Here is a 24,247-nt window from a genome sequence, read left to right on the forward strand (position 1 = left end):
CGCGCTGACTCAGTCGGCGCGGCGCCAGACCGAAACCTTGCAGATCAATCCGCCAAGGACGCAGCCGGACAGCTCGATACCCTGGTCCGAAACCTTTGCCTTGCCCGTATAGGTCTGGCCGTTCTCGGTGTTGTAAAGGGTACCGGAATAGGTTCCTTCGCCGGTCGGTTTCAATGTTACGGCCTGAATGCCGACAACGGGCCGGTTGCGCTTGGACGCATCCGGATTTTTCACATCATTGACAGGCGCACTCATCCAGACAACCGTGCCGCAAATCCCGGCACCGCAGTCGCTGAGCCGGACTTTCGTGCGGCCGGTATCATTGACATATGTTCCGGCGATGTCCGGTGCCTCAGCGGCCGATTGAGCAGTCAGTGCCGCGAGAAAAAGACACGAGAAAATAGCTTTTCGCACAGTAATCAATGGATATCTCCTGGCCTTCGTGGGGCGTTGGGTTCGCAAGCCGGTTAACAACCGCGTTTTGCGCACCCTTACAGGACAAGTATGGCATTCCTGTGCACAGGCGGAGCATGTGTTTTTGGTTTTTTATTTGCCGCATTCACACATCCTGCGTCAGCGCCGCTTATCCCTGGTGCATGCCAGCACAGGTTCAGCCGGCGTCATAATCCTTGATCCGGCCAAAGGTATAACCGCGGGCCTTCAGTCCCGTAATCAGGGCTTTCAGATTGCCGGCGCCATTGAACGTGTCCTGAAACATCTCGTCATGCATCAGCAGGATCAGCTTGTTGGGCCGGGCCAATTTGCCGAAGCCGAAGAGGTGGTCGATTTCACTGAGCAAATGATCGACGGTTTGCACGGGTTTGCCGCTGTTTTCGTGGACCCATTCATGGTCCCAGCCGTAGAGAAAATAGCCGCTCGCCGCGACGAATTCGAAGTCCGGTTCTTCACGCCGGTCCTCCGGTTTGCCAATCGACAGATCGTCCGATGACAGGTCGGGAAGGCGGAAGACATTGCGTCCCGGCAGGCGCGCATGGATTGGATTGCCGGTCAGGCCCAGCGAGGTGTTGGCGCGTGCAAGGTCGGCCAGCAATTCCTCAACGGAGGAATAGAAGAGGCGGTAATGATTGTTCGCATGGGTATAGCTGTGGTTGCCCACCGTAATGAACGGTATCGATCTGGCCTTTGTCACCAATGCCGCCCGCTCGCTGCTCGCATCGGCATGCAAGCCCACCATGAACATCGTGGCCGGAACATTTTGCGTTTGAATGACGTCCAGGATGTTCGACGTTCCCTCAAGCGGGCCGTCGTCGAAGGTCAGGTATATCGTTCGTTGTGCGAAAGCAGCGGACGAGAACATACATATCATCAAGCATAGAAATACGGTCCGCATGGTTTTCTCTGAAACGGCAGCAAAGTACAATTTGATTGCTCTCAGCAATTTGTATGCGGATTTGTTTCATGTGGGGCGGGAGACTGTCAAGCGAGGCATCAGGTACTCTTCCCGTTGGCCGGATCGCATGATATTTGATTGAGCAAGGGATAACCGAAGCGTCGCCGCGAAACCCGACAGGCCATTGGTCCATGTCGGGAAGGGGATTGCCCTTCACTGCATGGACAAGGATGCATTGGAGGGGTGAGAGAATGAATATCAAGGTTATTTTCCTGGCGTTTGCGACCTTTGCGACGGGCACGGCGGAAAACATCATTGTCGGAATTTTGCCGGATGTCGCGTCCGGGCTTGGTGTTTCGATAGCGCTTGCCGGACAGTTGACGGCGGTATTTTCAATCAGCTTTGCGCTTGCCGCGCCGGCTGCGCTTTGGCTTACGGCGCGCGCCGAGCGCAAGACGGTATTTCTCGCCGCGCTCGTTCTCTTCATCGCCAGCAATCTGCTGGCGGCGGCCAGTCCCGGTTATGCCTGTCTATTCGCGGCGCGCGTGGGCATGGCGGCCGCAAGTGCAACGATCTGCCTTGTGGGCACAACATTGGCGACGGCGATGGCCGGTGAGGAGATGCGCGGCCGCGCCATTGGCATCATCTTCATGGGGATCAGCGGTTCGCTCGTTTTGGGCGTGCCGATGGGCATGGCGATCGATGCATGGTTCGGCTGGCGGAGCGTCTTCGTTGCCCTGGCATTGCTGGCGGCAATCGTGCTCGTCATCAGCATGGCCGCGGTGCCTGTTTCAGGCCGGAGCGGGCAGGGCTCCCCGGGCTATCTGCGGCACCTGCGCGTGCGTGCGCTTGTCGGTGCGCAGCTGGTTTCCATCCTGATGATCGGCGGCCATTTCGTTGTTTTCGCCTATCTTGCGCCCTATGCCGCAGATGCTGCCGGCATCCCAAAGCCATGGATTATTCCGGCCTTCATCGCATTTGGCGTCGCTGGCGTCAGCGGCGGGTATCTAGGCGGCTGGCTGTCCGACGGGATGTCACCCCGGTTCGCCATTCTGTTCGTGCCGTTTGCCTATCTGTCGGCTCTGGCAACCATCCCGCTCGCTGCGGGTCTGCCCTGGCTGGCATTCATGCTGATGATGATCTGGTGTTGCATCAGCTGGATGATTTCTCCGGTGGTGCAGAGCTTTTTGATGGCAACCAGTCCCGAGACCGCGCAAGCGGGCGTCAGCCTCAATTTCTCCGCGATGCACCTTGGCGTGGGGCTAGGAACAGCTGTCGGCGGCCTGACGATGAAGAATGCGTCACTGTTGGCGCTTCCCCTGTCGGGCGCGATCCTTGCAAGCCTGGCGGTGGTGTCGAGCGTCGTGGCAGTACGCTCTGCCAAGGCAGCGAGGTTCGCCTTTCCGTAACGACAATCGAGCGGCCCGCGCCGCCGTACCAAGCTGCAGGTGAGACATGTGTTGCCGGATATTCCGGCAGGTCCTATGGCTTTTGCAGGGATCGTCTATATCAACGCCAATGCAGGAAACCCGCGGGGCGGGTCAGCGACAGGAGCATAAAATAGAGAGCGAAGAACAAACAACCGTCCCGCCGCGCGCAGCACGGCTGGTGCTGGTCACACCTGACGGCGCGGTGGTCGGCAGCCTGCCGCCGATGCCTGTCGATGTTCCGTGGTGGCAGGAAGTGGAGTCCGTCGTGCGCGCCGCCCGCGAGCAGCATGGCATCGAGGTGACGATCCTGCGCCTGCTCGACGTGGCGCGGGACCGGCCGCCTGGGGTGGAAGTCACCTATCTCGCCGAGATTGCGGAGCCCGTGCCGGCGCAGGTCTGGACCGGGAGGATCGAAGCCCATGCGCTGCGCCGCGCCTACGCCACGCCCGGCGGTCCCGCCGCTGATCTCGGTTGGGCGGAGCAGGTGCTTGCCGGCCACGGCCTGGCTGCCACCGGCAAACCCGTTCAGGTTCGCACCTGGAATCTCTCCAGCGTCTGGCGCATCCCCATCGGCGGCCAATCGGCGTGGCTGAAAGTCGTGCCGCCGTTCCTGGGGCATGAGTCGCGCATCATCACCGCGTTGCGCGGACAGCGTGTTCCCGAACTGTTTGGACACGATGATAGCGGGCGCCTTCTGCTGGCGGAAATTCCGGGCAATGACCTGTTTGAGGCGTCCCTGCCGCAACTGCTCGGCATGGTGACGCTGCTTGTCGACATGCAGGCCCTGTGGATCGGCCGCACGGAGGAACTGCGCGCCATGGGATTGCCCGACTGGCGCGGCGCGAGCCTGTCTGCCGAAATCGCCAGTGTCGTGCAGCGGACGAGCGCAGAACTGTCGGGGGAGGAAGGCTCAGCGCTGCGGCGTTTCGTGGAAGAGCTTCCTGCCCGGTTCGCTGCACTCGACGCCTGCGGATTGCCGGATACGCTTGTTCATGGCGACTGCCATCCCGGCAATTTTCGCGGGACGGAACGGCAGCTGACGCTGCTTGATTGGGGAGACAGCGGTATCGGTCACCCGTTGCTTGACCAGCCGGCCTTTCTCGACGGGGTTGCACCGGAGCATGCGGAGGCAATCAAGGATCACTGGAATCGCGCATGGCTGGCCAGGGTGCCCGGCTGCGGCCCCGCCCGTGCCGCCGGTCTTCTCGCGCCGGTTGCCGCGGCCAGACGGGCCGTGATCTACCAGCGGTTCATCGATAATATCGAGCCGTCGGAGCACGTCTATCATCACGGTGATCCAGCCGACTGGCTGCGCCGGACTGCGGCGCTGATGACGGCATGAGATAATCGGACGGGTGCGCTTGCCGCCGGTTCCAGCACAGTGAAACGCCCGGGCGATTGATCACCCGGGCGTTTCATTTGCAAATATGCGAAAGACCGCCGTGTTTAGCTGCAGCCGCTTGTGGCGCCGCAGGTATCGCACTTCAGGCAGGTGCCGTTGCGCACCATGGTGAAGTTGGAGCATTCGGAGCAGCTGTCGCCGGTATAGCCCTGCATCATCGACTTGATGCGGCGGTCGGACATCACCTTCTTTGCTTCGGCCTTGGCTTCTTCCGCCGCGGATTCCGCGCTGGCATCGTCAAACAGGGCGGAGGCAGCGGATGTCTCTTCTTCCAGCTGGTCCTTGGCGCGTTCCTCGTAGTCGCGCTTGAAGCCGGTGGCCTGATCCTGCGCCTGGGCAACGGCCGGCTTGGCCGCAACAGCAACCGCGGAGCGCGTCGCCAGTGCCGTCACGTTCGAGGCCATGGCCTTCGGTGTGCTAGCCGCGCCAAATCCCTTCGGATCGGGAGCGCCGGGGCTGACCATCTTCAGCACGGCGCCGCGGGTCAGGCCCTTGGAAACCGGCTCGGTCTTGCCCTCGGAAATACCGCGGCCGAGCGAAGTATTGGAGAAGTCGGACTGGTCGACATGGGCGAGGTCATGGCGGTCGAGATAGGAGACAGCCAGCTCGCGGAACACGTAGTCGAGGATCGACGTGGCGTTCTTGATCGCGTCATTGCCCTGAACCATGCCGGCCGGCTCGAACTTGGTGAAGGTGAATGCCTCCACATATTCTTCCAGCGGCACGCCATATTGCAGGCCGAGCGAGATGGCGATGGCGAAGTTGTTCATCATTGCGCGGAAGGCGGCGCCTTCCTTGTGCATGTCGATGAAGATTTCGCCGAGACGGCCATCATCGAACTCGCCGGTGCGCAGGTAGACCTTGTGGCCGCCGACGACGGCCTTCTGGGTGTAACCCTTGCGGCGGTTCGGCAGTTTCTCGCGGTCGTGGATATATTTTTCGACAATGCGCTCGACGATCTTTTCGGTGACCTGCACCGCACGGGCGGCAGCGGGTGCCTCGATCAGCGCCTCGATGGCGTCGTCCTCATCGTCGTCCACATCGGCGAGCAGCGAGGAATTCAGCGGCTGCGACAGTTTCGAACCATCGCGGTAGAGCGCATTGGCCTTCAGGGCCAGTTTCCATGACAGCATGTAGGCGGACTTGCAGTCATCCACGGTCGCTTCATTGGCCATGTTGATCGTCTTGGAGATCGCGCCGGAGATGAAGGGCTGGGCGGCAGCCATCATACGGATGTGGCTGTCGACCGAGAGATAACGCTTGCCGATCTTGCCGCATGGATTGGCGCAATCGAACACCGGATAATGCTCTTCCTTCAGGAAGGGCGCGCCTTCCAGTGTCATCGCACCGCAGATATGGATGTTGGCAGCTTCGATTTCCTTCTTGGAGAAGCCGAGTGCCGGTAGCATTTCGAAGGAGAAATCGTTGAGCTGTTCATCGGTGAAGCCAAGGACGTTCTTGGCAAAATCTGCGCCAACGGTCCACTTGTTGACTGCGAACTTGATGTCGAAGGCTGACTTCAACGCCGTGTTCAGCGTCGCAATGATCTCGTCGGTAAAGCCCTTGGCCTTCAGCGAGCCCGGATTGATGGCCGGTGCCTGGTTGAGATTGCCGTGACCGACGGCGTAAGCCTCGATTTCCGCAATCTGGCTTTCCGAATAACCGAGCGTGCGCAGGGCTTCCGGAACGGCGCGGTTGATGATCTTGAAGTAACCGCCGCCGGCGAGCTTCTTGAACTTGACCAGGGCGAAATCCGGCTCGATGCCCGTGGTGTCGCAATCCATGACCAGGCCGATCGTGCCGGTCGGCGCGATAACGGTGGCCTGCGCATTGCGGTAGCCGTGCTTTTCGCCAAGTTCCAGCGCCTTGTCCCAGGCCTGGCGGGCATGGGCGATCAGGTCCTGGTCCGGGCAGTCGGATGCGATCAGGGCGACCGGGTTGACGGCGAGGCCTTCATAACCCTGGGTTTCGCCATGGGCAGCGCGGCGATGGTTGCGGATGACGCGCAGCATGTTGGCGGCATTTGGTGCATAACCGTTGAAAGCACCCAGCTCCTTGGCCATTTCAGCCGAGGTTGCATAGGAAATGCCGGTCATGATGGCGGTGAGGGCACCGCCGATGGCGCGGCCTTCAGCGCTGTCATAGGGAATGCCCGAGGTCATCAGCAGGCCGCCGATATTGGCGTAGCCGAGACCGAGCGTGCGGTATTCGTAGGAGAGGCGGGCGATTTCCTTGGACGGGAACTGCGCCATCATCACGGAGATTTCGAGGACGATGGTCCACAGGCGCGCCGTGTGCTCATAGCCCGTCACGTCGAACTTGCCATCCTTGCCGCGATAGGTGAGGAGGTTGATCGATGCGAGGTTGCAGGCCGTGTCGTCAAGGAACATGTATTCCGAGCACGGGTTGGAGGCGCGGATCGGACCGGCCGCCGGGCAGGTGTGCCAATCGTTCATCGTGGTGTTGAAGTGCAGGCCCGGATCGGCGGACGCCCAGGCGGCGTAACCGATCTTTTCCCAGAGGTCGCGGGCTTTCAGGGTCTTCATGACCTTGCCGTCCTTGCGGGCAGTCAGGCTCCAGTCGCCATCATTCTCGACGGCGCGCAGGAATTCATCCTTGAGCGACACGGAATTGTTGGAATTCTGGCCGGCAACGGTGAGGTAGGCTTCGGAATCCCAGTCGGTGTCGTAGGTCTTGAAATCGATATCGGTGTAGCCCTGCTTGGCGAACTGGATAACGCGGTAAATGTAGTTTTCCGGAACCTGGTTCTTCTTGGCAGCCTTGATCTCGCGCTTCAGCGCCGGGTTTTTGGCGGGCTCATAGCAATCACCATTGTCGGCCTCGCAATTGACGCAGGCCTTCATGATGGCAGCCAGATGCTGCTTGACGATCTTGGAGCCGGTCACGAGCGCGGCAACCTTCTGCTCTTCCTTGACCTTCCAGTCGATATATTCCTCGATATCCGGGTGATCGACATCAACCACGACCATCTTGGCGGCGCGGCGGGTCGTTCCGCCCGACTTGATGGCGCCGGCAGCGCGGTCACCGATCTTGAGGAAGGACATCAGGCCGGAGGAGCGTCCGCCGCCGGAAAGCTTTTCGCCTTCGCCGCGCAGGAACGAGAAGTTGGAACCGGTGCCGGAGCCGTATTTGAACAGGCGGGCCTCGCGAACCCACAGATCCATGATGCCGCCTTCATTGACCAGATCGTCAGCAACGGACTGGATGAAGCAGGCATGCGGCTGCGGATGTTCGTAGGACGATTTTGATTTCGTCAGCTTGCCAGTGTCCGGGTCGACGTAATAGTGGCCCTGGCCGGGGCCGTCGATGCCGTAGGCCCAATGCAGGCCCGTGTTGAACCATTGCGGGGAATTGGGGGCGACGCGCTGGGTGGCGAGCATGTAGGCAAGCTCGTCACGGAAGGCGAGGGCATCTTTTTCCGAATCGAAATATTTGCCTTTCCAGCCCCAATAGGTCCAGGTGCCGGCAAGGCGATCGAAAACCTGGCGCGCATCCATTTCCGAGCCGTAACGTGCGTCGGCCGGCAGCGCTGCCAAGGCTTCCTCATCGGCAACCGAACGCCACAGCCATGAAGGGACGGAATTTTCCTCAACCTTCTTCAGCTTGGCCGGTACACCTGCCTTACGGAAATATTTCTGTGCGAGAATGTCGGCTGCGACCTGACTGAACTGGGCCGGCACATCGATATTCTCCAGACGGAACACAACAGAACCGTCGGGATTCTTGATCTCGCTCGTGGCTACGCGGAACTCAATGTCCGCATAGGCTGACTGATTCTCTTTGGTAAAACGCCGTTCGATCCGCATCTGCTTCGTCCTTGTCTCTATATATAGTGTTCATCGGGCGCCATGTGAAGAGCTGCGCACCAAGAACACAAACCCGCCCTATCCGGATTCAGTCCCTGAATCCGGTGCTGTCGCCGCGACCCGTCCTCGATGCGGTTTTTCCCGCTTCAGTCCCTGGCCCGGCGGCCCTTTTTTGACGCCTGTTTTGTGACTCGCCCCAAATGAGAATGTCACATTATCTGGTGTTGAATGTACCTGCAAACACTAAATATTGTGTTAAACACCATTTACCCAACAAATATCTCTCGGTGCATGATGGTATTCTTCCCACTGCAGACACAGGTCATCCCCGGCATGCACCAGAAGGCGCAAGCTGCGAAAAACACTGCATAAACTGGGAAAAAGACCGGTCACATTACTCCCCGGTCACGCCACTAACGCAACGACTGCCCTATAAAAAGTGACTCGGGGTCGAGCGTCAAGAATTAGTTTTTTACATATTTGTGACCGCAACATCTTGTGTGTCACATATGTGGATAACGGGGAGAACTTTCGCCTGTTTTTCCGGTAGCTGGCTATGCATGGAAACGTGGCGCCACCCACCGGCCGACACCACCTATTGCGGGTTCTTGTCCTTCAGGCGCTCATATTCGAGTGCATCGCGCGTGGCATTTTCCGTATCGCCCTTGGCGTTGTAGGCAATGGCGCGGTTGTAATAGGCGGTGGGGTAATCGGGCTTGAGGCGGATGACGGCGGTGTAGCCGGCAATGGCGGCGTCGAGATCGCCTTTCTTTTGATAGGCATAGGCCTTGCCGTACAGGCTGTCGATGTCTTCGGGCGCCAGCTTGAGCGCGGTGTTGTAGTCATCGATCGCCTGATCGTAATCGCCCAGGTCGTGCCTGGCATAGCCGCGGCTATACCAGGCATCCTTGAAGTCCGGTTTCAGGCTGATGGCGTGGGAATAATCCGCAACCGCAAGGTCGAGCTTCTGGGCATCGAGATAGGCGTTGCCCCTGTCATAATAGGCCTTGGGGCGCAGCGCATCCGGCGCACTGTCAATCCAGTTGTTGCAGTTGCTGATTCGCTCTTCCGGCGATGAGGATGCGGTCTCGTCGATGCAGCCATGCTCGATCTTCTGCAGCTGCGCATTGTCGAGAGCAAGGGCAGGGCTGGAAAGGATGGCGATAATGGCGAGCGGAAAATGGAGACGGATCATATCGCATGTCCTGACTGTCAGCGCAGGGTGACGAGCGCCGGATCAAAACTCGCAATGAGGGCCTTTAGTTCCGGTTCTTCGACCCGGCGCGCGCATTCTTCCACGCTGACCCATTCAAGACGGCGTTCGCCGCGCTCGGGCCAGTTCTTTTCCTGATGGGAAAAATGCATGGGAAAGACATCGACGACGAAATCGCCGCATTCGCCTTCCGACATATCGTGTTTTTCATAGCGGTAGACGCCAACCGAGAAGGGGGCGATATCGCCGCGTGCTCCGGCTTCCTCATAGGCTTCGGCCTTGGCCGAGTGCGCAAAGGTTTTGCCAACCTGCGGCCAGCCCTTGGGCAGCACCCATCGCCCGGTCCCGCGACTGGTGATCAGGAGAATTTCGGTCTGCTGTTTCTTGACCCGGTAAACGAGCGCGGCAACCTGGCGGATTCTGCCGTCCGGCATTTCAATCCGTTTTTCCGTCACGATCTCGTTGGCGTAATTTAAGTTCAATGCTCCGCTCTTTTTTTGCGATTTGTTTCAATGATTGTGAACCGATTCTTGCAAATCGCAATCACTTCATAGGCGCTGTTCCTAGCTTATATGCGACTTGTGTCGATTTTTTGAACAGCAGTGCAAAAAAACAACATCGGCCCCCGGTGAGGCAATACCAGTTCGAAAGCAGGGAATCTATTCGACGGAAGAATAAGGGGCAGCCAGAATGAACGGCGCTGAGGCAGGCATGCCATGGCCTCCAGTGAGATCATGGCTCCGGTCTGCGCGGTTGGGCGGAAGCGGTTTTGGCTTGTCCGCCGGGCGTGGCCGGTTAGCCCCGGTGGCCCTTGGTGATCGGTTCCTGATAGGTCAGGCCCATATCCCAGGGGAAATAGATCCAGGTATCCTGCGAGACTTCCGTGACGAACGTGTCGATCAGCGGGCGGCCCTTCGGCTTGGCATAGACCGTGGCAAAATGCGCCTTGGGCATCATGGCGCGCACAACGGCAGCGGTTTTGCCGGTATCGGTCAGGTCGTCGATGACGAGAATGCCGTCGCCGCCATCTTCCAGAAGGCGCGGATCGACGTCTTTCAGCACCTTGAGTTCGCCTTGTTCTTCGTAGTCATGATAGGAGGCGATGCACACGGTTTCAATCATGCGGATGCCGAGTTCGCGGCAGATGATCGCCGCCGGTACGAGGCCGCCGCGGGTGATGGCGACCATGGCGCGCCATTCGCGCTGCATGCCGGCCACACGCCAGGCAAGGGCACGGGCATCCCGATGGAACTGGTCCCAGGAAACCGGAAAAGCTTTATCGGGAAGAGACATGGCGCACTCCATCAAGAAAACACGAAACAGGCGGAGCTAATAATCCGCTAGTGGAACGAATTTGACATTCGCCCCCATTTGACATCACGCGGAACCTGCGAATGTCAAATTCAAAGTTCCACTAGAAATATAAACTTACTAGTGGTCCTTTGATTCTGACATTTGCCCGAATGGGCTGTATCAAAAGGGACGCAAATGTCAGAATCGGACCACTAGGGAATGCGTCTCGCAATAGCGGGAAATGCCTGCCCATGGCAAGCTGCTTGCGCAGCCTGTCCGTTGCAAGGAGGCAGAAACATGTGATTTACGGCTTTATCCGCTCAATCCTCAGCGTGACATCAGCGTCAGGCAGGGCATGTCCGATATGAATGAGCTGGTAACGCCGCCGAATACCCATTCCTTGAGGCGCGACTGGCTATAGGCACCCATGACAACCAGATCGACTTTATCATCGGCAATCTTGCGGCGCAGGATCTTGTCCGCAGCCTCGCCATTGGAGTCAATCGTGAACGGATTGACGTTGACGCCGTGGCGGCGCAGGGCGTCTGAAAGCGGGGTACCTGGAATGTCCATGTTCGGGTCGGTGGTTTTCTTCGGATCGATCCACACGACATCCGTACGCTCTGCCTTGATCAGAAAGGGCAGGGAATCGAAGGCTGCCCGCGAAGCCTCGCGCTTGCCGTTGAAGGCAACGAGCACGCGGTGGATTTTCGCGGGAAGTTCAACCTTGTAGGGAACAAACAGCACTGGACGTCCACTTTCCATGACAAGCGGGTCGGTGACGTCATTGACGCTGTCCGGATCGTCCGGGTCCGGTTGTCCGGCCACGATGATATCGGCACGCAGGGCGCTTTGGGTAACGCCGGCCGACGGGCTGCTGCTTTCCGAGCGCACGATCCGGAACTCGTGGGAAATCTTGCCTTTGCCCATTTCCTTGTTGAACAGCGCGGAGATTGCTTCCGAGTTCTCCTTGTGCCGCTGTTCGTGCGCTTCGAACAGGGTCGTATCGGCAAAGCCGGTGGGATCGGCGTAAACGATGGGAGAGGGGATCGTGTAGAGGCCGATAATATGGGTTCGCTCACTTGACGAGGCGATCAGCTTTGCCGCGCCCATAACCCTTGGCGCCTCGCGCTCGCTGCGGATAAAAGCGATGATCGTGCGAAATGCCATGCTGGCCTCCATCGGTTGATACTCGATCTTCCTATTCAGAGCATTATACGCTCCGAACGCAAGACCGGCGCGTGTGATTTTATCGCAGGTGCGAAATGGAACGTTGGCCAGCCGTCTATGGTTCCCTAGATTTGCTTGCCCGATGCGAGTTGTTCCACCATGGCACGCACGGCCTGTTCTGCGGCGGCGAGCTTGTCCTCGTCACGGGCACGGACAACCAATTCCGTTGAAAACCTGTTGTTTTCATACTTCGGATAGGAACCGATGATCGTATCGGGATGTGCCGCCTGAATATCGCGCAGCGGTATGGCGATCGTGCCTTCGCCGAAAGGGCAGTTGACCGAACGGGAAAGCAGCTGCTTGCCGACCCTCAATGTCGGAATCACATTGTCGAGCATGGCCTGAAAAATCGATGGAACACCCGCCATCACATAGACATTGCCGATGTTGAACCCCGGAGCGGTCGAGACGGGATTGTCGATATGAACCGCGCCGCGCGGCATGCGTGCCATGCGCTGGCGGCTTTCGGTGAACTCCATGCCGCGTGCGGCATAATTGTCGCCCATCAGCTTCATGGCCTTGGCATCGTGCTCGCATGGCACGCCGAATGCCTTTGAAATGGCATCCGCGGTGATATCGTCGTGGGTGGGGCCGATGCCGCCGGAGGTGAAGACATAATCATAGGCGCCGCGCAGGGCATTCAACGCCTCGACGATGCGGTCTTCCTCATCGGGAACAATCCGCACTTCCTTCAGATCGATGCCGACCGCCGTCAGAATGTCGGCGAGATGGCCGATGTTCTTGTCCTTGGTCCGGCCGGACAGCAACTCGTCGCCAATGGCAAGCATGGCCGCGCTCACGACTTCATTCGTCATCTGGATTCTCCTATCGCGGTGGCGACCGTAATGGGCGCAAACAGCCGCCGCAAGCCATTTCAAATGGTGAACAGTATGTCGCGACAATGTCTGTTTTAATGAACAGCGAAAAGCGTAGGTTGAGGAGGAGCGAGGGCATTAGCCCGCCCGACGGTTGCAACAATGGAGACGATCATGGCCAAGGTATTGGTGCTTTATTATTCAAGCTGGGGACATATGGAGCAGATGGCCTATGCCGCTGCGGACGGCGCACGGGAAGCCGGCGCTGACGTCACTGTCCGGCGCGTGCCGGAACTGGTTCCGCTCGATGTGGCGAAGGCCTATCACTACAAGCTCGACCAGAAGGCGGACATCGCCACGGTGGACGAACTCGAAACCTATGATGCGATCATCGTTGGCGTATCCTCGCGCTTTGGCTCGATGTCAGCGCAGATGAAGAACTTTTTCGACCAGACCGGCGGTCTCTGGGCCAAGGGTGCGCTGATCAACAAGGTCGGTTCGGTCATGGCTTCTTCGGCCACCCAGCATGGCGGTCAGGAGCTGGCGCTTGTTTCCACCCAGTGGCAGATGCAGCATCACGGCATGATCATCGTACCGCTTTCCTACGCCTATCAGGCGCAGATGGGCAATGATGTCGTGCGCGGCGGCGCGCCCTACGGCATGACCACGACAGCCGATGGCGATGGTTCGCGCCAGCCTTCGGCGCAGGAACTGGAAGGAGCAAAGTTCCAGGGCAAGCGCGTTGCCGAGATCACCATCAAGCTGCATGGCTGAGTGTATCAGCCAGCCGGCGCAAGCCGCCTGACTGGTCCTGCAGCCAATTCGTCAGGACGCAGCGTCAGCACGGACACACCGTCGGCCGTAACGGCAACGGTGTGTTCAAACTGCGCGGAAAGTGACCCGTCTCTCGTCACGACGGTCCAGCCGTCGGCCTGTGTTTTCACTGTCCGGCGGCCCTGATTGAGCATTGGCTCGACGGTGAAAACCATGCCCTCACGTAAGGTGAGGCCGGTTCCCGGCTTGCCGAAGTGCAGGATCTGCGGTTCCTCATGCATCTCGCGGCCAATGCCGTGACCGCAATATTCATGCACCACGGAATAGCCATTGCGCTTGGCATGGCGTTCGATTGCCCAGCCGATATCGCCGAGCCGCGCACCCGGTCGTACGGCGCGGATGCCCATCCACATGGCTTCGTAGGCGGTGTGGACCAGGCGTCTGGCGGCCGGATTGACGCTGCCTACGAGATAGGTCTTGCTGGAATCCGCGATATAGCCGTTCTTTTCAAGCGTGATGTCCAAATTGACGATGTCGCCATCCCGAAGCACGTCCGATTGGGAAGGGATGCCATGGCAGACCACATCGTTCACGGAAGAATTCAGCACAAAACCATAGCCATACTGGCCCTTGCTCGCCGGGCGGGCCTGAAGATCATGAACGATGAAATGCTCGGCCATGTCGTTGATCTGAAGCGTCGACAGGCCGATCAGCGAGGTTCGATCCAGCAGCCCGAACACGGACGCCAGCAGCCGGCCGGATTCGGCCAGCAATGCCAGTTCCTGGGGCAGCTTCGTCATGCTTCACTCGCGGCCAGCGATTGTGCCGAAACACCGGCGGAGCTGAGTTCGCGCTCGATGATCGCGGTGAAACTGAGCGTTGGATTGGTCTCGCAGAGCATGCCGATCTTGATCCAATAGGCGGCCTGCGCGTTGATCGAGCGGCACGACACTTTGCTCGCCCGGCGCAGCTGATCGTGCAGATCGTCGTCTATGCTCACAATGCCCATGGGTATCTCCATATATGGTTCGTATATGAAGTGTATATAGTGTGGATATGAAAATGCCAAGGGCAGCGTTGAACGGCAGCATGATGAAGTGTGCGGGGATGGGATATGGTGCGGACGGCGGGGGTCGAACCCGCATGACCTATGGCCGAGGGATTTTAAGTCCCTTGCGTCTACCAGTTTCGCCACGTCCGCGCGCCTATGCTTTTCAACGGTTCGCACGATTCCGTCAACTGCCGTTTGCCGGTAAAATGGGATTTTGCGCCTGGGCCGAAAATCGGGGCTCGATCACGTTCCCACGCCCATGGTCCAATGACCAAGCCCCGAAGCCGGAAGCAACCGGCACTACAGAGACGGATGAAGGACACGGAAATTTAGTTGAAATTTCAGATTAATTTTCGGCACTATTGTCTTCATTGAAAAGCGCAAAAGGAAAGGGCGGGATACTGACCGATCCCGCCCCTTCACCCCACCCCAGGAATTGTTCTTGTTTTGGTGAGGCTTGAATATTCGTGTGAGATTTGCTGTTCAGATGCCGTCATCAATTTCGCATAAGAAGCGCACCAGATACTCAGCGCCCTGTCGTTTCGCCACTCACAGGCTTTCGACCGCAATAATTGTAGACGTTATGTCCGATCTCTCTCCCTGAACATTGCAACTACAGTTAGGGACATTAGCCACTTGCATGGACTTGAAAAGGGACGCTGCTGTCCCCTTTTGCAATATGCCGGTCGCGGCCGGCCCGAATGTGCGGCACGCGTTCCAGCGGCGGCGAGACCAGTCTGACCATCGGATACACGTACTGGTGGATTTCCACTTCTAGTTGGACTAGAAGCGGCTTATCCAAAAGTATGAGAGATCAATGTCCGCTATTCCGCTTCAGTCTCCCTTGCGCAGTGTCAGACAACTGGCGTCGGAGAATCCGGGGCTGCTGTTTGTTCTGCTGTATTTCGCCTTTCAGGTGGTGTTCCTGACGATCATTTCCAACGGCGCCGGCGTCGATGATGCCGAACAGCTGGCCTATGTCGGTGCGCTGCAATGGGGCTATGGTGGCTCGCAGCCGCCGCTTTATACCTGGATAAACAGCGTGGCGGGGGATGTTTTCGGTATCCGCATGTCGACTGTCTTCCTGGTGAAGTTCGGCATGCTGGCAAGCCTCTTCGTCAGCGTTTATGGCGGCGCCCGGCTGCTGGGAATGCGAAAGGCGGTTGCGGCGGCCGGCATGGTCGGCGTGTTTCTCCTGCCGCAGATCGCGTGGGAATCGCAGCGGACCCTGACCCATTCCGTCGGTGCGACCACCGGCTGCGCCTGGGCGTTCCTTGCCTTTGCCTGGCACATGAAATCGCGTTCCTCGCTGTCTGCCGCCTTGCTGGGGCTGGGTATCGCGGCTGGACTTCTCGGAAAATTCAATGCGGGCTTCTTTCTGGTCGGTCTGATCCTGGCCGGGCTTTCGGTTCCCGCCTACCGGGCCGTTCTTCTGTCGTCCAAATCCATTCTGACGCTTGCAGCTTTTTTTGCAGCCGTGACGCCGACCGGCCTATGGGCGCTCTCCCACATGGACAACCTCCTGGCGCGCTCGCACAAGTTCCAGATCAATGAGGGCGGGCAGTTCATTGTCAGCCGGTTGCATGGCGAATGGAAACTGTTTCTCAATGGCGTCCTCTTCTCCGGCGTCGCGCTGGTATTCTTTGCCGTGGCCTGGTGGCGCAGCCGTGCGCAGCAGATCACGCCGAAGGCAGGTTTGACTGACGGCGAAACCTTTCTCGGCCGTGTTCTGCTGTTCGCGCTGGCCGCCGTCTTTGTCGGTGTCCTTGTCAGCGGTGCGGCCGAGGTCAAGGATCGCTGGCTGCAACCGGTGCTTTTTCTGTCACCGCTCTATCTGGCAATGCTGCTTGGCCGTTACATCGCTTCGGACGTGCCGCTGAAGCGCTTTGCCATTGTCGGTGCACTGTGCGGCCTTGCGGTCATTCCGATACTGGCGGTCAATATCCTCTACGCCTATGAGGGCGGGGCTCCGTCCATCGGCCAGCTGGACTATGGCAAGCTCTACGCGGCGACGCGGGCTGACGGACACTATGTGACTGTGGTTTCGGATGGCCCGCAATTGCCGGGGAATCTGCGCCTTTACGATCAGTCCCTGAGCCCGATCCACTGGGAAATGCCCAATGCGGCGGCCCGCATCCGGTTTCCCGCGCTGTTTGTCTGGTTCGGTGAGGCCCCGAACCCGGTGGTGCAGGGGCTGATGCAAGGCGCGGGTGTCACCAACCCGCCCACGGACATCAAGCACATCACGCTCGGCTACAAATACTATCCCGATCAGACCAAGGCCGTCAGCTACGTTGTTATTCCGGCGCGCTGAAGCGCCGGCAGACAAAGTTTGCCGCCTTGCCATCCAGCGCCACCCGGCGAGTGGCCTCAAGATTTCAGGTTTTTTTCAACGATTGCGCCGGAAACACAGTTGCAGGCGTATTTTTCGTATATGGATTATATGGATAGTGAATGAGGTGATGAGATGAGCAGACAGGCGAAAACCGGCAACAAGCCGCAGGCATGGACAGAATCGGCACCCTTGCTCGTGGATGTTGCCATGGGCCGCAGCCATGCCGATCTTGTCGTGCGCAACGGCCGCCTTGTCAGCGTCTATTCCGGCGAGATTATTGCGGGCATCGATATCGCCGTTGTTGCCGGACGGTTTGCCTTTGTCGGCCACGGGGCCGAACACTGCATCGGTCCCAAAACCAAGGTGATCGATGCGGGCGGCCGCTACCTCGTGCCGGGCCTGTGCGATGCGCATATGCACGTGGAAAGCGGAATGGTCACCGTTACCGAATTCACGCGCGCCGTCATCCCGCATGGCACGACCTCCATGTTCATCGATCCGCATGAAATCGCCAATGTGCTTGGCCTGGAGGGCGTCAGGCTGATGCATGACGAGGCGCTGGCCATGCCGATCAACGTGCATGTGCAGATGCCAAGCTGCGTTCCCTCGGCGCCGGGTCTTGAAAATGCCGGTGCGGCCATCAGCCCGGCCGACGTGGCGGAGGCCATGACATGGCCGAACATTGTCGGGCTTGGCGAGGTGATGAATTTCCCCGGCGTTGCCAACAATGACGCAACCATGCGCGGCGGCATCGATGCGACGGTCAAGGCCGGCAAGACCGTGGGCGGGCATTTTGCCTCGCCGGAACTTGGCCGTGCCTTCCATGGCTATGTGGCGGGCGGGCCGGAGGACGATCACGAGGGCACGCGCATGGAAGATGCGATTGCCCGCGTACGCCAGGGCATGCGCGCCATGCTGCGGCTCGGCTCGGCCTGGTACGATGTCGCCAGTCAGATCAAGGCGGTGACGGAGCAGGGGATCGATCCGCGCAATTTCATCCTGTGCACCGATGACAGCCATTCCGGCACGCTGGTCAATGATGGCCACATGGACCGGGTGGTTCGCCACGCGATCGCACAGGGATTGAAGCCGGTGACGGCAATCCAGATGGCAACGCTCAACACCGCCCAGCATTTCCGGATGGAGCGCGAGATCGGGTCGATCACCCCCGGCCGCCTTGCCGATTTCCTCATTGTTTCGGACCTCGCCAATCTGACAATCGACCGGGTGTATGGCCGCGGGGTGCTTCTGGCGGAAAAAGGCAAGCTTGCCGCCGACATTCCAGCCTATGACTATCCGGCCTTTGCCAAGAACACGATCAAGCTTGGCAAGAAACTCAATGCCAGGGATTTCGACATCAAGGCGCCCAAACCCGGCAAACAGGTGACGGCGCGGGTGATCGGCGTCATCGAGAACCAGGCGCCGACAAAGGCGCTGGAAGCCGAACTGCCGGTGTCCGACGGCATTGTGCAGATGGACCGGCGCAATGATGTGTGCCAGATCGCCCTGGTGGAGCGGCATCGCGGCACCGGTGCCGTGGTCAACGGCTTTGTTTCCGGCTTCGGCTACACGCTGGATTGTGCCATGGCATCGACGGTTGCCCATGACAGCCACCACATGATCGTTGTCGGCACCAACAAGGATGATATGGCAAAGGCCGCCAACCGTCTCGGCGAAGTCGGCGGCGGCGTGGTGCTGTTCTCCAAAGGGCGCGAGCTGGCGCTGGTGGAAATGCCGATTGCCGGACTGATGTCGGACCAGCGGGCGGAAGTCGTTGCGGCCAAGGCGGACAAGCTGGTGAATGCCATGCGCGCCATGGGGTGCAGCCTCAACAACGCCTATATGCAGCACTCGCTGCTGGCGCTGGTGGTCATTCCCGAATTGCGTATTTCCGATGTCGGCATTATCGATGTCAGAACATTCGAGAAGGTTGACCTGTTCCTATGACTGCATTCATCAAGGCTGTGGACCGCGCGACGGAAAAAATGCGTGCGTTGTTCCCGGAAACGCCGCTGCAACTCAATCACTATCTTTCGCAGAAATATGGCGCGCAGATCTGGCTGAAACGCGAGGATCTTTCGCCGGTCCGCTCCTACAAGATTCGCGGCGCCTTCAATTTCATTGCCCACTACCTGAACGAGCATAAAGCCGAAGATGCGACCTTTGTGTGCGCATCGGCGGGCAATCATGCGCAGGGTTTTGCTTTCATCTGCCGCCATTTCGGCAAGCATGGCGTGGTCTTCATGCCGGTGACGACCCCGCAGCAGAAGATCGACAAGACCCGGACATTCGGCGGTGAATTCATCGAAATCCGCCTCGTCGGCGATATCTTTGATCAGTGTTACGCGGCGGCGCAGGATTTTGCCGCCGACAGGAATGCGGTCATGGTACCGCCCTTCGATCATGCTGATATCATTACCGGGCAGGCGACTGTCGCGCATGAGATCGCCGCACAGCTTCCAGACAAGCGCAAGCCCGATCTGATCATTCTGCCGGTCGGCGGCGGCGGACTTTCTGCTGGCGTGACACGCTATCTCACCGATCTTGGCTGGGAAACCCGGTTCCGCTTTGTCGAACCTGCGGGCGCCCCCAGCCTCAAACGCAGTCTGGAGGCGGGAAAACGCGTCAAGCTCGACACGGTCGACAACTTTGTCGACGGGGCTGCCGTTGCCGAGATTGGCCGGGAAAACTTCAAGCTTCTCAAGGAGTTTACCGCGGATTCTGTGATGTTGATTCCGGAAAACCGCTTGAGTTCGACCATCATTGAAATGCTGAACATCGAAGGCATCGTTGTCGAGCCCGCTGGCGCGCTTGCCATCGATGCGCTCAAGGATTTCCGGAAGAGCGATCTGAAGGGCAAGCGCATCATCCTGGTCATTTCAGGCAGCAATTTCGATTTCGAGCGTCTGCCGGAACTGAAAGAACGTTCCCTGCGCTATGAGGGATTGAAGAAGTATTTCATCTTCCGGTTCCCGCAGCGTCCCGGCGCCTTGCGGTCATTCCTTGATCTGCTCGGTCCGGAGGATGATGTGGCGCGCTTTGAGTATCTGAAGAAATCCGCCCGCAATTTCGGTTCGGTGCTCATCGGCATCGAAACCAAGAACAAGGCGAACTTCGATACTCTGTTCCAGCGCTTTGATGAAGCGGGCTGGGCCTATCAGGATATTACCGAGAACGAAACCATTGCCGGGTTGATCATCTAGAATATTTCCGGCCATTGCAGTTCCTTCCATCCGATGCAAAGATTGGCGCCGGGGTCGTGGATTGGCATGGCGTGAGGGAAAAATCCCGGTGTCAGGCTAAGGGGTGGCATGGGGCGCAGAACAACCTACATCATTCTGTTTCGCGGCGTCGGCGGTGCGACATCGCTGCCGGTGCAGCCGTTGAAGGCCGCGCTTCTTGCCGACGGTTTCGAGAAGGTTGTCACTTACATCAACACCGGCAACGTCGTTCTGGTTTCGGACAGGACGCCGAAACAAATCGTGGCAAGAGTCGCTGCTATCGCGCTGGAAAAATTTGCTTTTTCAAAGTCCATCATGATCGTCAGCAAAGCTGCCTGGAAAAAGCTCATTGCAGGCAATCCGTTTCCTGAAGGTGAAGGCGACACGCTGCACGCCTATGTTCTGGAGAAGAAGCCTGTTCCGGAGGCGGTGGAAGCCCTGGCGCGGAAAAATGCCGGACCGGAGCAGTTCGCCATCGACGGTACGGTGCTCTATTATTACCCGCCGCAGGGTGCTGCGGAATCCAAACTTTACAGCAAGATCGAGACAACGCTCAAAGTCGCCGCGACAGCACGCAACTGGAACACGGTGCTGAAACTCGCGCAACTGGCGGAACAAATCGACAGGGGAGCAGAATGACGAAATATGTGGTGCTGTTCAGGGGAATCAATGTCGGTGGCAACAAGATCGTCAAAATGGAGACCTTGCGCACCGTCCTGGCGGTGGCAGGATTTGGCGATGTCAAAACCTATGTGCAGAGCGGGAATGTCATTTTGTCGTCGGAGCAGACCGCGCGCCGCGTTGCCGAAATCATCGGGGAAATCTTTCCGCGGACCTTTGGCTTTCCATCGCGTGTGACAATCCGCACCGGGGATGAATGGAACGCCATGGTCAGCAAGAACGCTTATCCCGAAGCGCTCGACAATCCGAAAAACCTGCATGCGGTGATCATGGACGATGATCCGACGGATGCGGCGCTGGTGGAGCTTGCCAGCCGCGCCAGCGAAACCGAGGAATTTACGGTTCGCAACAGGGTGCTCTATCTCTACACGCCCGATGGTTTCGGCAGGTCGAAAATGGCAGAAGCGCTCGACAAGGTGCTGAAAGTGCCGCTCACGGCGCGCAACTGGCGCACTGTTCTAACGCTCCAGGGCATGCTCGCGGCCATTTAACGTTGTCTCCAGCACGTGCAGGATGCGCGGATCTGCGCATTGAGCCACGTTGAAGCGCATATAATTGTCGGCTGAATGAGTCTGGCTGAACACATTGCCGGGCGCAAAAACGATGTTCTCCCGCAAGCCTGCCTGGGCAACCTTTCCCGCGTCGATGCCCTCCGGCAGTTTGCACCAGAGAAACATGCCGCCGCGCGGTTCAATCCATGGCATGATGCCAAGCGCTTTGAGTTTCACGCTGGTTTCACCCATGCAATGGGCGAGGCGGGCCCGCAGATGGTCCATATGCTTGCGGTAAGTGCCGTCCTTCAGCATCAGCAGAACGAGTTCCGACGACAGGCGGCCGCCGCCGAACGAGGTGGCGATGCGCAGGTCGACCAGTCCGTCGATCCAGTCGCGGCGGGCGGCGATAAAGCCGCAGCGCACGGAGGCCGACAATGATTTGGAAAAACTGCCCATGTGAATGACGCGCTCCAGCCCATCAAAGGCGGCAAGGCGCGGCGCTGGTTCATGTTCGAAATCGGCAAAAATGTCATCCTCGACGATGGTGAGGTCGTGCTGTTCCGCCAGCTTGAGCAGGCGGTGGGCAATGACAGGCGACAGCACCGCGCCGGTCGGGTTGTGCAGGGCGGAATTGGTGATGTAGAGGCGCGGGCGATGTTCCGCCAGGGCCTCGGCAAAGCGCTCGAGGTCAGGTCCATGCGGCGTATAGGGAACGCTGACGATCTTGACCCGGTGCGCCCGCAGCAGGGCGTGGAAATTGAAATAGCAGGGGTCGTCAACAATGACCGCGTCGCCCGGTCCGACGAGGGAGCGGCACAGGAGATCGATGGCCTGCGTGCCGGATTCGGTGATCATGATCTGGTCCGGGGCGGCCTCGATCCCGTGCTCGGCCATGCGCCGCGCCAGAAGCTGGCGCAGCGGTTTCAGTCCCAGCGGTGTCGCATAGTCGGTCAGCAGGGCGTCGTCGGCGCGCGCCAGTGTCCGCAGCGCGCGGCGTACGCCAACCTCCGGCATCCACGACGCCGGCAGCCAGCCGCATCCGGGTTTTGGCATGCCGTCATCGGCATCCAGTGACAGGCGCGAAACCCACAAGGGGTCGATGGCGTGATCAAGCCGCGGGCCGATCTCCGCCAGGGACAGCGGCGGCATGTGTCCGGCAACATAGAAGCCGGAACCGCGGCGCGACTGGATCGTGCCGTCAGCCGCAAGCCGGTCATAGGCTTCGACAATGGTGGATTTCGATACCTGCATGGTTGCGGCAAAGCTGCGGATCGAGGGCAGGCGCGCGCCAGGGCCGAGCGTGCGCGCGGCAATCCGCTGGCGGATCGCCTGCATCACGCGTTCGACAAGCGTCGCGTCCCGTCCGGCAATTTCGGTTTTCTCATCCATCTGTACCGCTCAATACACCATGACAGTTTGTCACTATTGTACTGTACCGTCTCTGGAAAATCCATGGCTGTGAGGTATCGGCTGGTGATTGTTCGGACAAGGGTGTTGCGGGCAAAACGAGGTGTACTGATGGACAAGATGACGAGCGGCTGGATCAACGGATTCGTCGGAATGGTGATTTTCAGCGGCTCGCTGCCGGCCACCCGCGTGGCTGTCGCCGATTTTGATCCGGTGTTCCTGACGGTCGCCCGTGCCACGATTGCGGCCCTGCTGGGATTGGCCATGCTGCTGGCATTTCGCGAAAAGCGCCCGGCCAAGGCGGACCTCATGTCGTTGCTGGTGGTGGCGCTCGGTGTCGTCGTCGGCTTTCCCCTGTTGACGGCATTGGCGCTGCGCCATGTCACATCGGCCCATTCCATCGTGTTCATCGGCCTTCTGCCGTTATCGACTGCGATCTTCGGCGTGCTGCGCGGCGGCGAACGTCCGCGCCCGGTCTTCTGGGTTTTTTCCTGTCTCGGCAGTCTGTGTGTTGTCGGTTTTGCGGTTTATCAGGGGGGTACTGCCTCGCTGACCGGCGATCTCCTGATGTTTGCGGCCATCATTGTCTGCGGCCTTGGCTATGCGGAGGGCGCACGGCTGTCGCGCAGGCTCGGCGGCTGGCAGGTCATCTCCTGGGCTCTTGTCGTGTCATTGCCCCTGATGCTGCCGCTGACACTCTACATCATGCCGCATGATTGGAGCGTGATCGGGCAGGGCGCCTGGCTTGGTCTTGCCTATGTCTCGCTGTTTTCCATGCTGATCGGCTTCATCTTCTGGTATCGCGGTCTGGCGCAGGGCGGCATCGCCGCCGTAGGGCAGCTGCAGCTGCTGCAGCCCTTCTTCGGGCTGGTTCTGGCAGCCACATTGCTGCACGAGACCGTGGGCTGGTCGATGATCCTGGTGACGATGGCCGTCATTCTGTGTGTCGCAGGCGCAAAACATTTCGCCCGGTAACTCCTCGGGTGAAACGCCAAAAGATGCCAGTTTTCTTGCAAAGTGTATCGTTATAGTTTACAAGAAAGCATGATCCTGCGCTTTCGACACAAGGGGTTGGAAATTTTCTACCGCACAGGATCGACACGAGGCATACAACCGGCCCATGCGCCAAAGTTGTTGCGTGTTTTATACGCTCTTGAGAATGCTGTTCGTCCGGAAGAATTGAACTTGCCGGCTTACCGGCTTCACCCATTGGAGGGCGCATTGAAAGGTCACTGGTCGATTTGGATCAATGGCAATTGGCGCGTGACGTTCCGTTTTGATGGAAACGACGTGGAACTCGTGGATTATCTGGACTATCACTGAGAGGATGCTGCAAATGATGAAGACACCACCTCATCCCGGTGAATTGCTCCGTGAAGATGTCTTTGAACCACTCCGTATCAATGTGACCGAAGCGGCAAACCGGCTGGCCATTTCACGGGTCACGCTTTCCCGAATCTTGAATGGAAAGGCTGGAATAAGTCCTGACTTGGCTATTCGACTGGAACGGGCAGGCGTCAGCACGGCGCGCTTTTGGCTGACGCTGCAGACCAGCTATGAACTCGCCAAGGCTCTGCAGCACGAGCAGCCTCCCGTCAAAGCCATTCAGGTACCAGACGCGGCCTGACGGAATTCCGCTCCATCCAAGGTCCCACACCAGCCAGTCCTGGTCATTTTTTCTGCTTTTCCGCCGTTTTCGAGCAATTCATTCTTTGCCAGCGCG

General features: G+C 58.9%; 22 protein-coding genes and 1 tRNA gene. 11 read left to right on the forward strand and 12 right to left on the reverse strand.

Annotation, left to right across the window (positions count from 1 at the left end; genetic code table 11):
• Positions 1-9: 9 nt before the first annotated feature.
• Both C5750_RS03880 and C5750_RS03885 read right to left on the reverse strand, forming a co-directional pair.
• Positions 10-414: a DUF2147 domain-containing protein gene (locus C5750_RS03880; protein WP_165401860.1), complete on the reverse strand. Its 405-nt coding sequence runs from the start codon at positions 412-414 to the stop codon at positions 10-12.
• Positions 415-610: 196 nt separating this feature from the next.
• A complete protein-coding gene (locus C5750_RS03885; RefSeq protein WP_245420968.1) occupies positions 611-1,318 on the reverse strand; it encodes a polysaccharide deacetylase family protein in 708 nt (235 codons plus the stop codon).
• Positions 1,319-1,602: 284 nt separating this feature from the next.
• Between C5750_RS03885 and C5750_RS03890 the strand changes: the two genes are divergently transcribed.
• Positions 1,603-2,760 carry an MFS transporter gene (locus C5750_RS03890; protein ID WP_105732521.1) on the forward strand — a complete coding sequence of 386 codons (1,158 nt, stop codon included), beginning with the start codon at positions 1,603-1,605 and terminating at the stop codon, positions 2,758-2,760.
• Positions 2,761-2,959: 199 nt separating this feature from the next.
• A complete protein-coding gene (locus C5750_RS03895) occupies positions 2,960-4,123 on the forward strand; it encodes a phosphotransferase family protein (protein ID WP_130502063.1) in 1,164 nt (387 codons plus the stop codon).
• A 104-nt stretch (positions 4,124-4,227) separates the two neighbouring features.
• On the opposite strand, the gene C5750_RS03900 is transcribed toward C5750_RS03895, so the two are convergent.
• The 6 genes from C5750_RS03900 to C5750_RS03925 all read right to left on the reverse strand — a co-directional run bounded on the left by C5750_RS03900 (position 4,228) and on the right by C5750_RS03925 (position 12,561).
• On the reverse strand, positions 4,228-8,010 hold the full coding sequence (locus tag C5750_RS03900; protein ID WP_105732523.1) for a vitamin B12-dependent ribonucleotide reductase: 3,783 nt from the start codon (positions 8,008-8,010) through the stop codon (positions 4,228-4,230).
• Positions 8,011-8,605: 595 nt separating this feature from the next.
• A complete protein-coding gene (locus C5750_RS03905; protein ID WP_105732524.1) occupies positions 8,606-9,205 on the reverse strand; it encodes a tetratricopeptide repeat protein in 600 nt (199 codons plus the stop codon).
• A 17-nt stretch (positions 9,206-9,222) separates the two neighbouring features.
• Positions 9,223-9,657 (reverse strand): NUDIX hydrolase, encoded by a 435-nt coding sequence (locus tag C5750_RS03910; protein WP_105732525.1) that lies wholly within the window; start codon positions 9,655-9,657, stop codon positions 9,223-9,225.
• Between the two features lie 361 nt (positions 9,658-10,018).
• Entirely contained in the window at positions 10,019-10,516 is a 498-nt protein-coding gene (gpt, locus tag C5750_RS03915; RefSeq protein ID WP_105732526.1) for a xanthine phosphoribosyltransferase, read from the reverse strand.
• 327 nt (positions 10,517-10,843) lie between these two features.
• Positions 10,844-11,686: a universal stress protein gene (locus tag C5750_RS03920; protein ID WP_158531242.1), complete on the reverse strand. Its 843-nt coding sequence runs from the start codon at positions 11,684-11,686 to the stop codon at positions 10,844-10,846.
• A gap of 125 nt (positions 11,687-11,811) precedes the next feature.
• On the reverse strand, positions 11,812-12,561 hold the full coding sequence (locus C5750_RS03925; protein WP_105732528.1) for a competence/damage-inducible protein A: 750 nt from the start codon (positions 12,559-12,561) through the stop codon (positions 11,812-11,814).
• 174 nt (positions 12,562-12,735) lie between these two features.
• Here C5750_RS03925 and wrbA point away from each other — a divergent pair, with 174 nt between their 5' ends.
• Positions 12,736-13,335, forward strand: coding sequence for an NAD(P)H:quinone oxidoreductase type IV (gene wrbA, locus C5750_RS03930; RefSeq protein WP_105733102.1), 600 nt, complete (start codon positions 12,736-12,738; stop codon positions 13,333-13,335).
• 5 nt (positions 13,336-13,340) lie between these two features.
• Here wrbA and map read toward each other — a convergent pair whose 3' ends face one another.
• The 3 genes from map to C5750_RS03945 all read right to left on the reverse strand — a co-directional run bounded on the left by map (position 13,341) and on the right by C5750_RS03945 (position 14,536).
• Positions 13,341-14,135, reverse strand: coding sequence for a type I methionyl aminopeptidase (gene map, locus C5750_RS03935; RefSeq protein ID WP_105732529.1), 795 nt, complete (start codon positions 14,133-14,135; stop codon positions 13,341-13,343).
• Positions 14,132-14,344 carry a ParD-like family protein gene (locus tag C5750_RS03940; RefSeq protein WP_105732530.1) on the reverse strand — a complete coding sequence of 71 codons (213 nt, stop codon included), beginning with the start codon at positions 14,342-14,344 and terminating at the stop codon, positions 14,132-14,134. The genes map and C5750_RS03940 overlap by 4 nt, the downstream gene beginning before the upstream one ends.
• Positions 14,345-14,450: 106 nt before the next feature.
• A tRNA-Leu gene (locus C5750_RS03945) sits at positions 14,451-14,536 on the reverse strand.
• Between the two features lie 667 nt (positions 14,537-15,203).
• Between C5750_RS03945 and C5750_RS03950 the strand changes: the two genes are divergently transcribed.
• The 5 genes from C5750_RS03950 to C5750_RS03970 all read left to right on the forward strand — a co-directional run bounded on the left by C5750_RS03950 (position 15,204) and on the right by C5750_RS03970 (position 21,114).
• Entirely contained in the window at positions 15,204-16,700 is a 1,497-nt protein-coding gene (locus C5750_RS03950) for an ArnT family glycosyltransferase (RefSeq protein ID WP_105732531.1), read from the forward strand.
• A 153-nt stretch (positions 16,701-16,853) separates the two neighbouring features.
• Positions 16,854-18,668: an adenine deaminase gene (gene ade / locus C5750_RS03955; protein ID WP_105732532.1), complete on the forward strand. Its 1,815-nt coding sequence runs from the start codon at positions 16,854-16,856 to the stop codon at positions 18,666-18,668.
• The gene (ilvA, locus tag C5750_RS03960; protein ID WP_105732533.1) at positions 18,665-19,924 is read left to right on the forward strand and encodes a threonine ammonia-lyase IlvA; all 1,260 of its coding nucleotides are present in this window, start codon (positions 18,665-18,667) and stop codon (positions 19,922-19,924) included. The genes ade and ilvA overlap by 4 nt, the downstream gene beginning before the upstream one ends.
• A gap of 108 nt (positions 19,925-20,032) precedes the next feature.
• Positions 20,033-20,581 carry a DUF1697 domain-containing protein gene (locus C5750_RS03965; RefSeq protein WP_105732534.1) on the forward strand — a complete coding sequence of 183 codons (549 nt, stop codon included), beginning with the start codon at positions 20,033-20,035 and terminating at the stop codon, positions 20,579-20,581.
• Positions 20,578-21,114 carry a DUF1697 domain-containing protein gene (locus tag C5750_RS03970; RefSeq protein WP_105732535.1) on the forward strand — a complete coding sequence of 179 codons (537 nt, stop codon included), beginning with the start codon at positions 20,578-20,580 and terminating at the stop codon, positions 21,112-21,114. The genes C5750_RS03965 and C5750_RS03970 overlap by 4 nt, the downstream gene beginning before the upstream one ends.
• Here the strand turns inward: C5750_RS03970 and C5750_RS03975 are convergent.
• Positions 21,082-22,506 carry an aminotransferase-like domain-containing protein gene (locus C5750_RS03975; protein WP_105732536.1) on the reverse strand — a complete coding sequence of 475 codons (1,425 nt, stop codon included), beginning with the start codon at positions 22,504-22,506 and terminating at the stop codon, positions 21,082-21,084. The two genes, C5750_RS03970 and C5750_RS03975, sit on opposite strands and share 33 nt — an antisense overlap.
• 129 nt (positions 22,507-22,635) lie before the next feature.
• On the opposite strand from C5750_RS03975, the gene C5750_RS03980 reads away from it, so the two are divergent.
• From C5750_RS03980 to C5750_RS03990, 3 genes are all read left to right on the forward strand, one after another.
• A complete protein-coding gene (locus C5750_RS03980; protein WP_105732537.1) occupies positions 22,636-23,499 on the forward strand; it encodes a DMT family transporter in 864 nt (287 codons plus the stop codon).
• A 69-nt stretch (positions 23,500-23,568) separates the two neighbouring features.
• Positions 23,569-23,847 carry a type II toxin-antitoxin system RelE/ParE family toxin gene (locus tag C5750_RS03985; RefSeq protein ID WP_105732538.1) on the forward strand — a complete coding sequence of 93 codons (279 nt, stop codon included), beginning with the start codon at positions 23,569-23,571 and terminating at the stop codon, positions 23,845-23,847.
• A 13-nt stretch (positions 23,848-23,860) separates the two neighbouring features.
• Positions 23,861-24,151 carry a HigA family addiction module antitoxin gene (locus tag C5750_RS03990; RefSeq protein WP_105733103.1) on the forward strand — a complete coding sequence of 97 codons (291 nt, stop codon included), beginning with the start codon at positions 23,861-23,863 and terminating at the stop codon, positions 24,149-24,151.
• Positions 24,152-24,247 lie beyond the last annotated feature (96 nt).

This window comes from Phyllobacterium myrsinacearum, assembly GCF_002980555.1.
GTDB lineage: Bacteria > Pseudomonadota > Alphaproteobacteria > Rhizobiales > Rhizobiaceae > Phyllobacterium > Phyllobacterium myrsinacearum.

Bases quoted from the DNA above. Each gene is read 5' to 3' on its own strand.
- C5750_RS03885 (WP_245420968.1), bottom strand. From the start codon at position 1,318: ATGTTCTCGTCCGCTGCTTTCGCACAACGAACGATATACCTGACCTTC.
- C5750_RS03890 (WP_105732521.1), top strand. From the start codon at position 1,603: ATGAATATCAAGGTTATTTTCCTGGCGTTTGCGACCTTTGCGACGGGC.
- C5750_RS03900 (WP_105732523.1), bottom strand. From the start codon at position 8,010: ATGCGGATCGAACGGCGTTTTACCAAAGAGAATCAGTCAGCCTATGCG.
- C5750_RS03905 (WP_105732524.1), bottom strand. From the start codon at position 9,205: ATGATCCGTCTCCATTTTCCGCTCGCCATTATCGCCATCCTTTCCAGC.
- C5750_RS03910 (WP_105732525.1), bottom strand. From the start codon at position 9,657: ATGCCGGACGGCAGAATCCGCCAGGTTGCCGCGCTCGTTTACCGGGTC.
- gpt (WP_105732526.1), bottom strand. From the start codon at position 10,516: ATGTCTCTTCCCGATAAAGCTTTTCCGGTTTCCTGGGACCAGTTCCAT.
- C5750_RS03920 (WP_158531242.1), bottom strand. From the start codon at position 11,686: ATGGCATTTCGCACGATCATCGCTTTTATCCGCAGCGAGCGCGAGGCG.
- C5750_RS03925 (WP_105732528.1), bottom strand. From the start codon at position 12,561: ATGACGAATGAAGTCGTGAGCGCGGCCATGCTTGCCATTGGCGACGAG.
- wrbA (WP_105733102.1), top strand. From the start codon at position 12,736: ATGGCCAAGGTATTGGTGCTTTATTATTCAAGCTGGGGACATATGGAG.
- map (WP_105732529.1), bottom strand. From the start codon at position 14,135: ATGACGAAGCTGCCCCAGGAACTGGCATTGCTGGCCGAATCCGGCCGG.
- C5750_RS03940 (WP_105732530.1), bottom strand. From the start codon at position 14,344: ATGGGCATTGTGAGCATAGACGACGATCTGCACGATCAGCTGCGCCGG.
- C5750_RS03950 (WP_105732531.1), top strand. From the start codon at position 15,204: ATGTCCGCTATTCCGCTTCAGTCTCCCTTGCGCAGTGTCAGACAACTG.
- ade (WP_105732532.1), top strand. From the start codon at position 16,854: ATGAGCAGACAGGCGAAAACCGGCAACAAGCCGCAGGCATGGACAGAA.
- ilvA (WP_105732533.1), top strand. From the start codon at position 18,665: ATGACTGCATTCATCAAGGCTGTGGACCGCGCGACGGAAAAAATGCGT.
- C5750_RS03965 (WP_105732534.1), top strand. From the start codon at position 20,033: ATGGGGCGCAGAACAACCTACATCATTCTGTTTCGCGGCGTCGGCGGT.
- C5750_RS03970 (WP_105732535.1), top strand. From the start codon at position 20,578: ATGACGAAATATGTGGTGCTGTTCAGGGGAATCAATGTCGGTGGCAAC.
- C5750_RS03975 (WP_105732536.1), bottom strand. From the start codon at position 22,506: ATGGATGAGAAAACCGAAATTGCCGGACGGGACGCGACGCTTGTCGAA.
- C5750_RS03980 (WP_105732537.1), top strand. From the start codon at position 22,636: ATGGACAAGATGACGAGCGGCTGGATCAACGGATTCGTCGGAATGGTG.
- C5750_RS03985 (WP_105732538.1), top strand. From the start codon at position 23,569: ATGATCCTGCGCTTTCGACACAAGGGGTTGGAAATTTTCTACCGCACA.
- C5750_RS03990 (WP_105733103.1), top strand. From the start codon at position 23,861: ATGATGAAGACACCACCTCATCCCGGTGAATTGCTCCGTGAAGATGTC.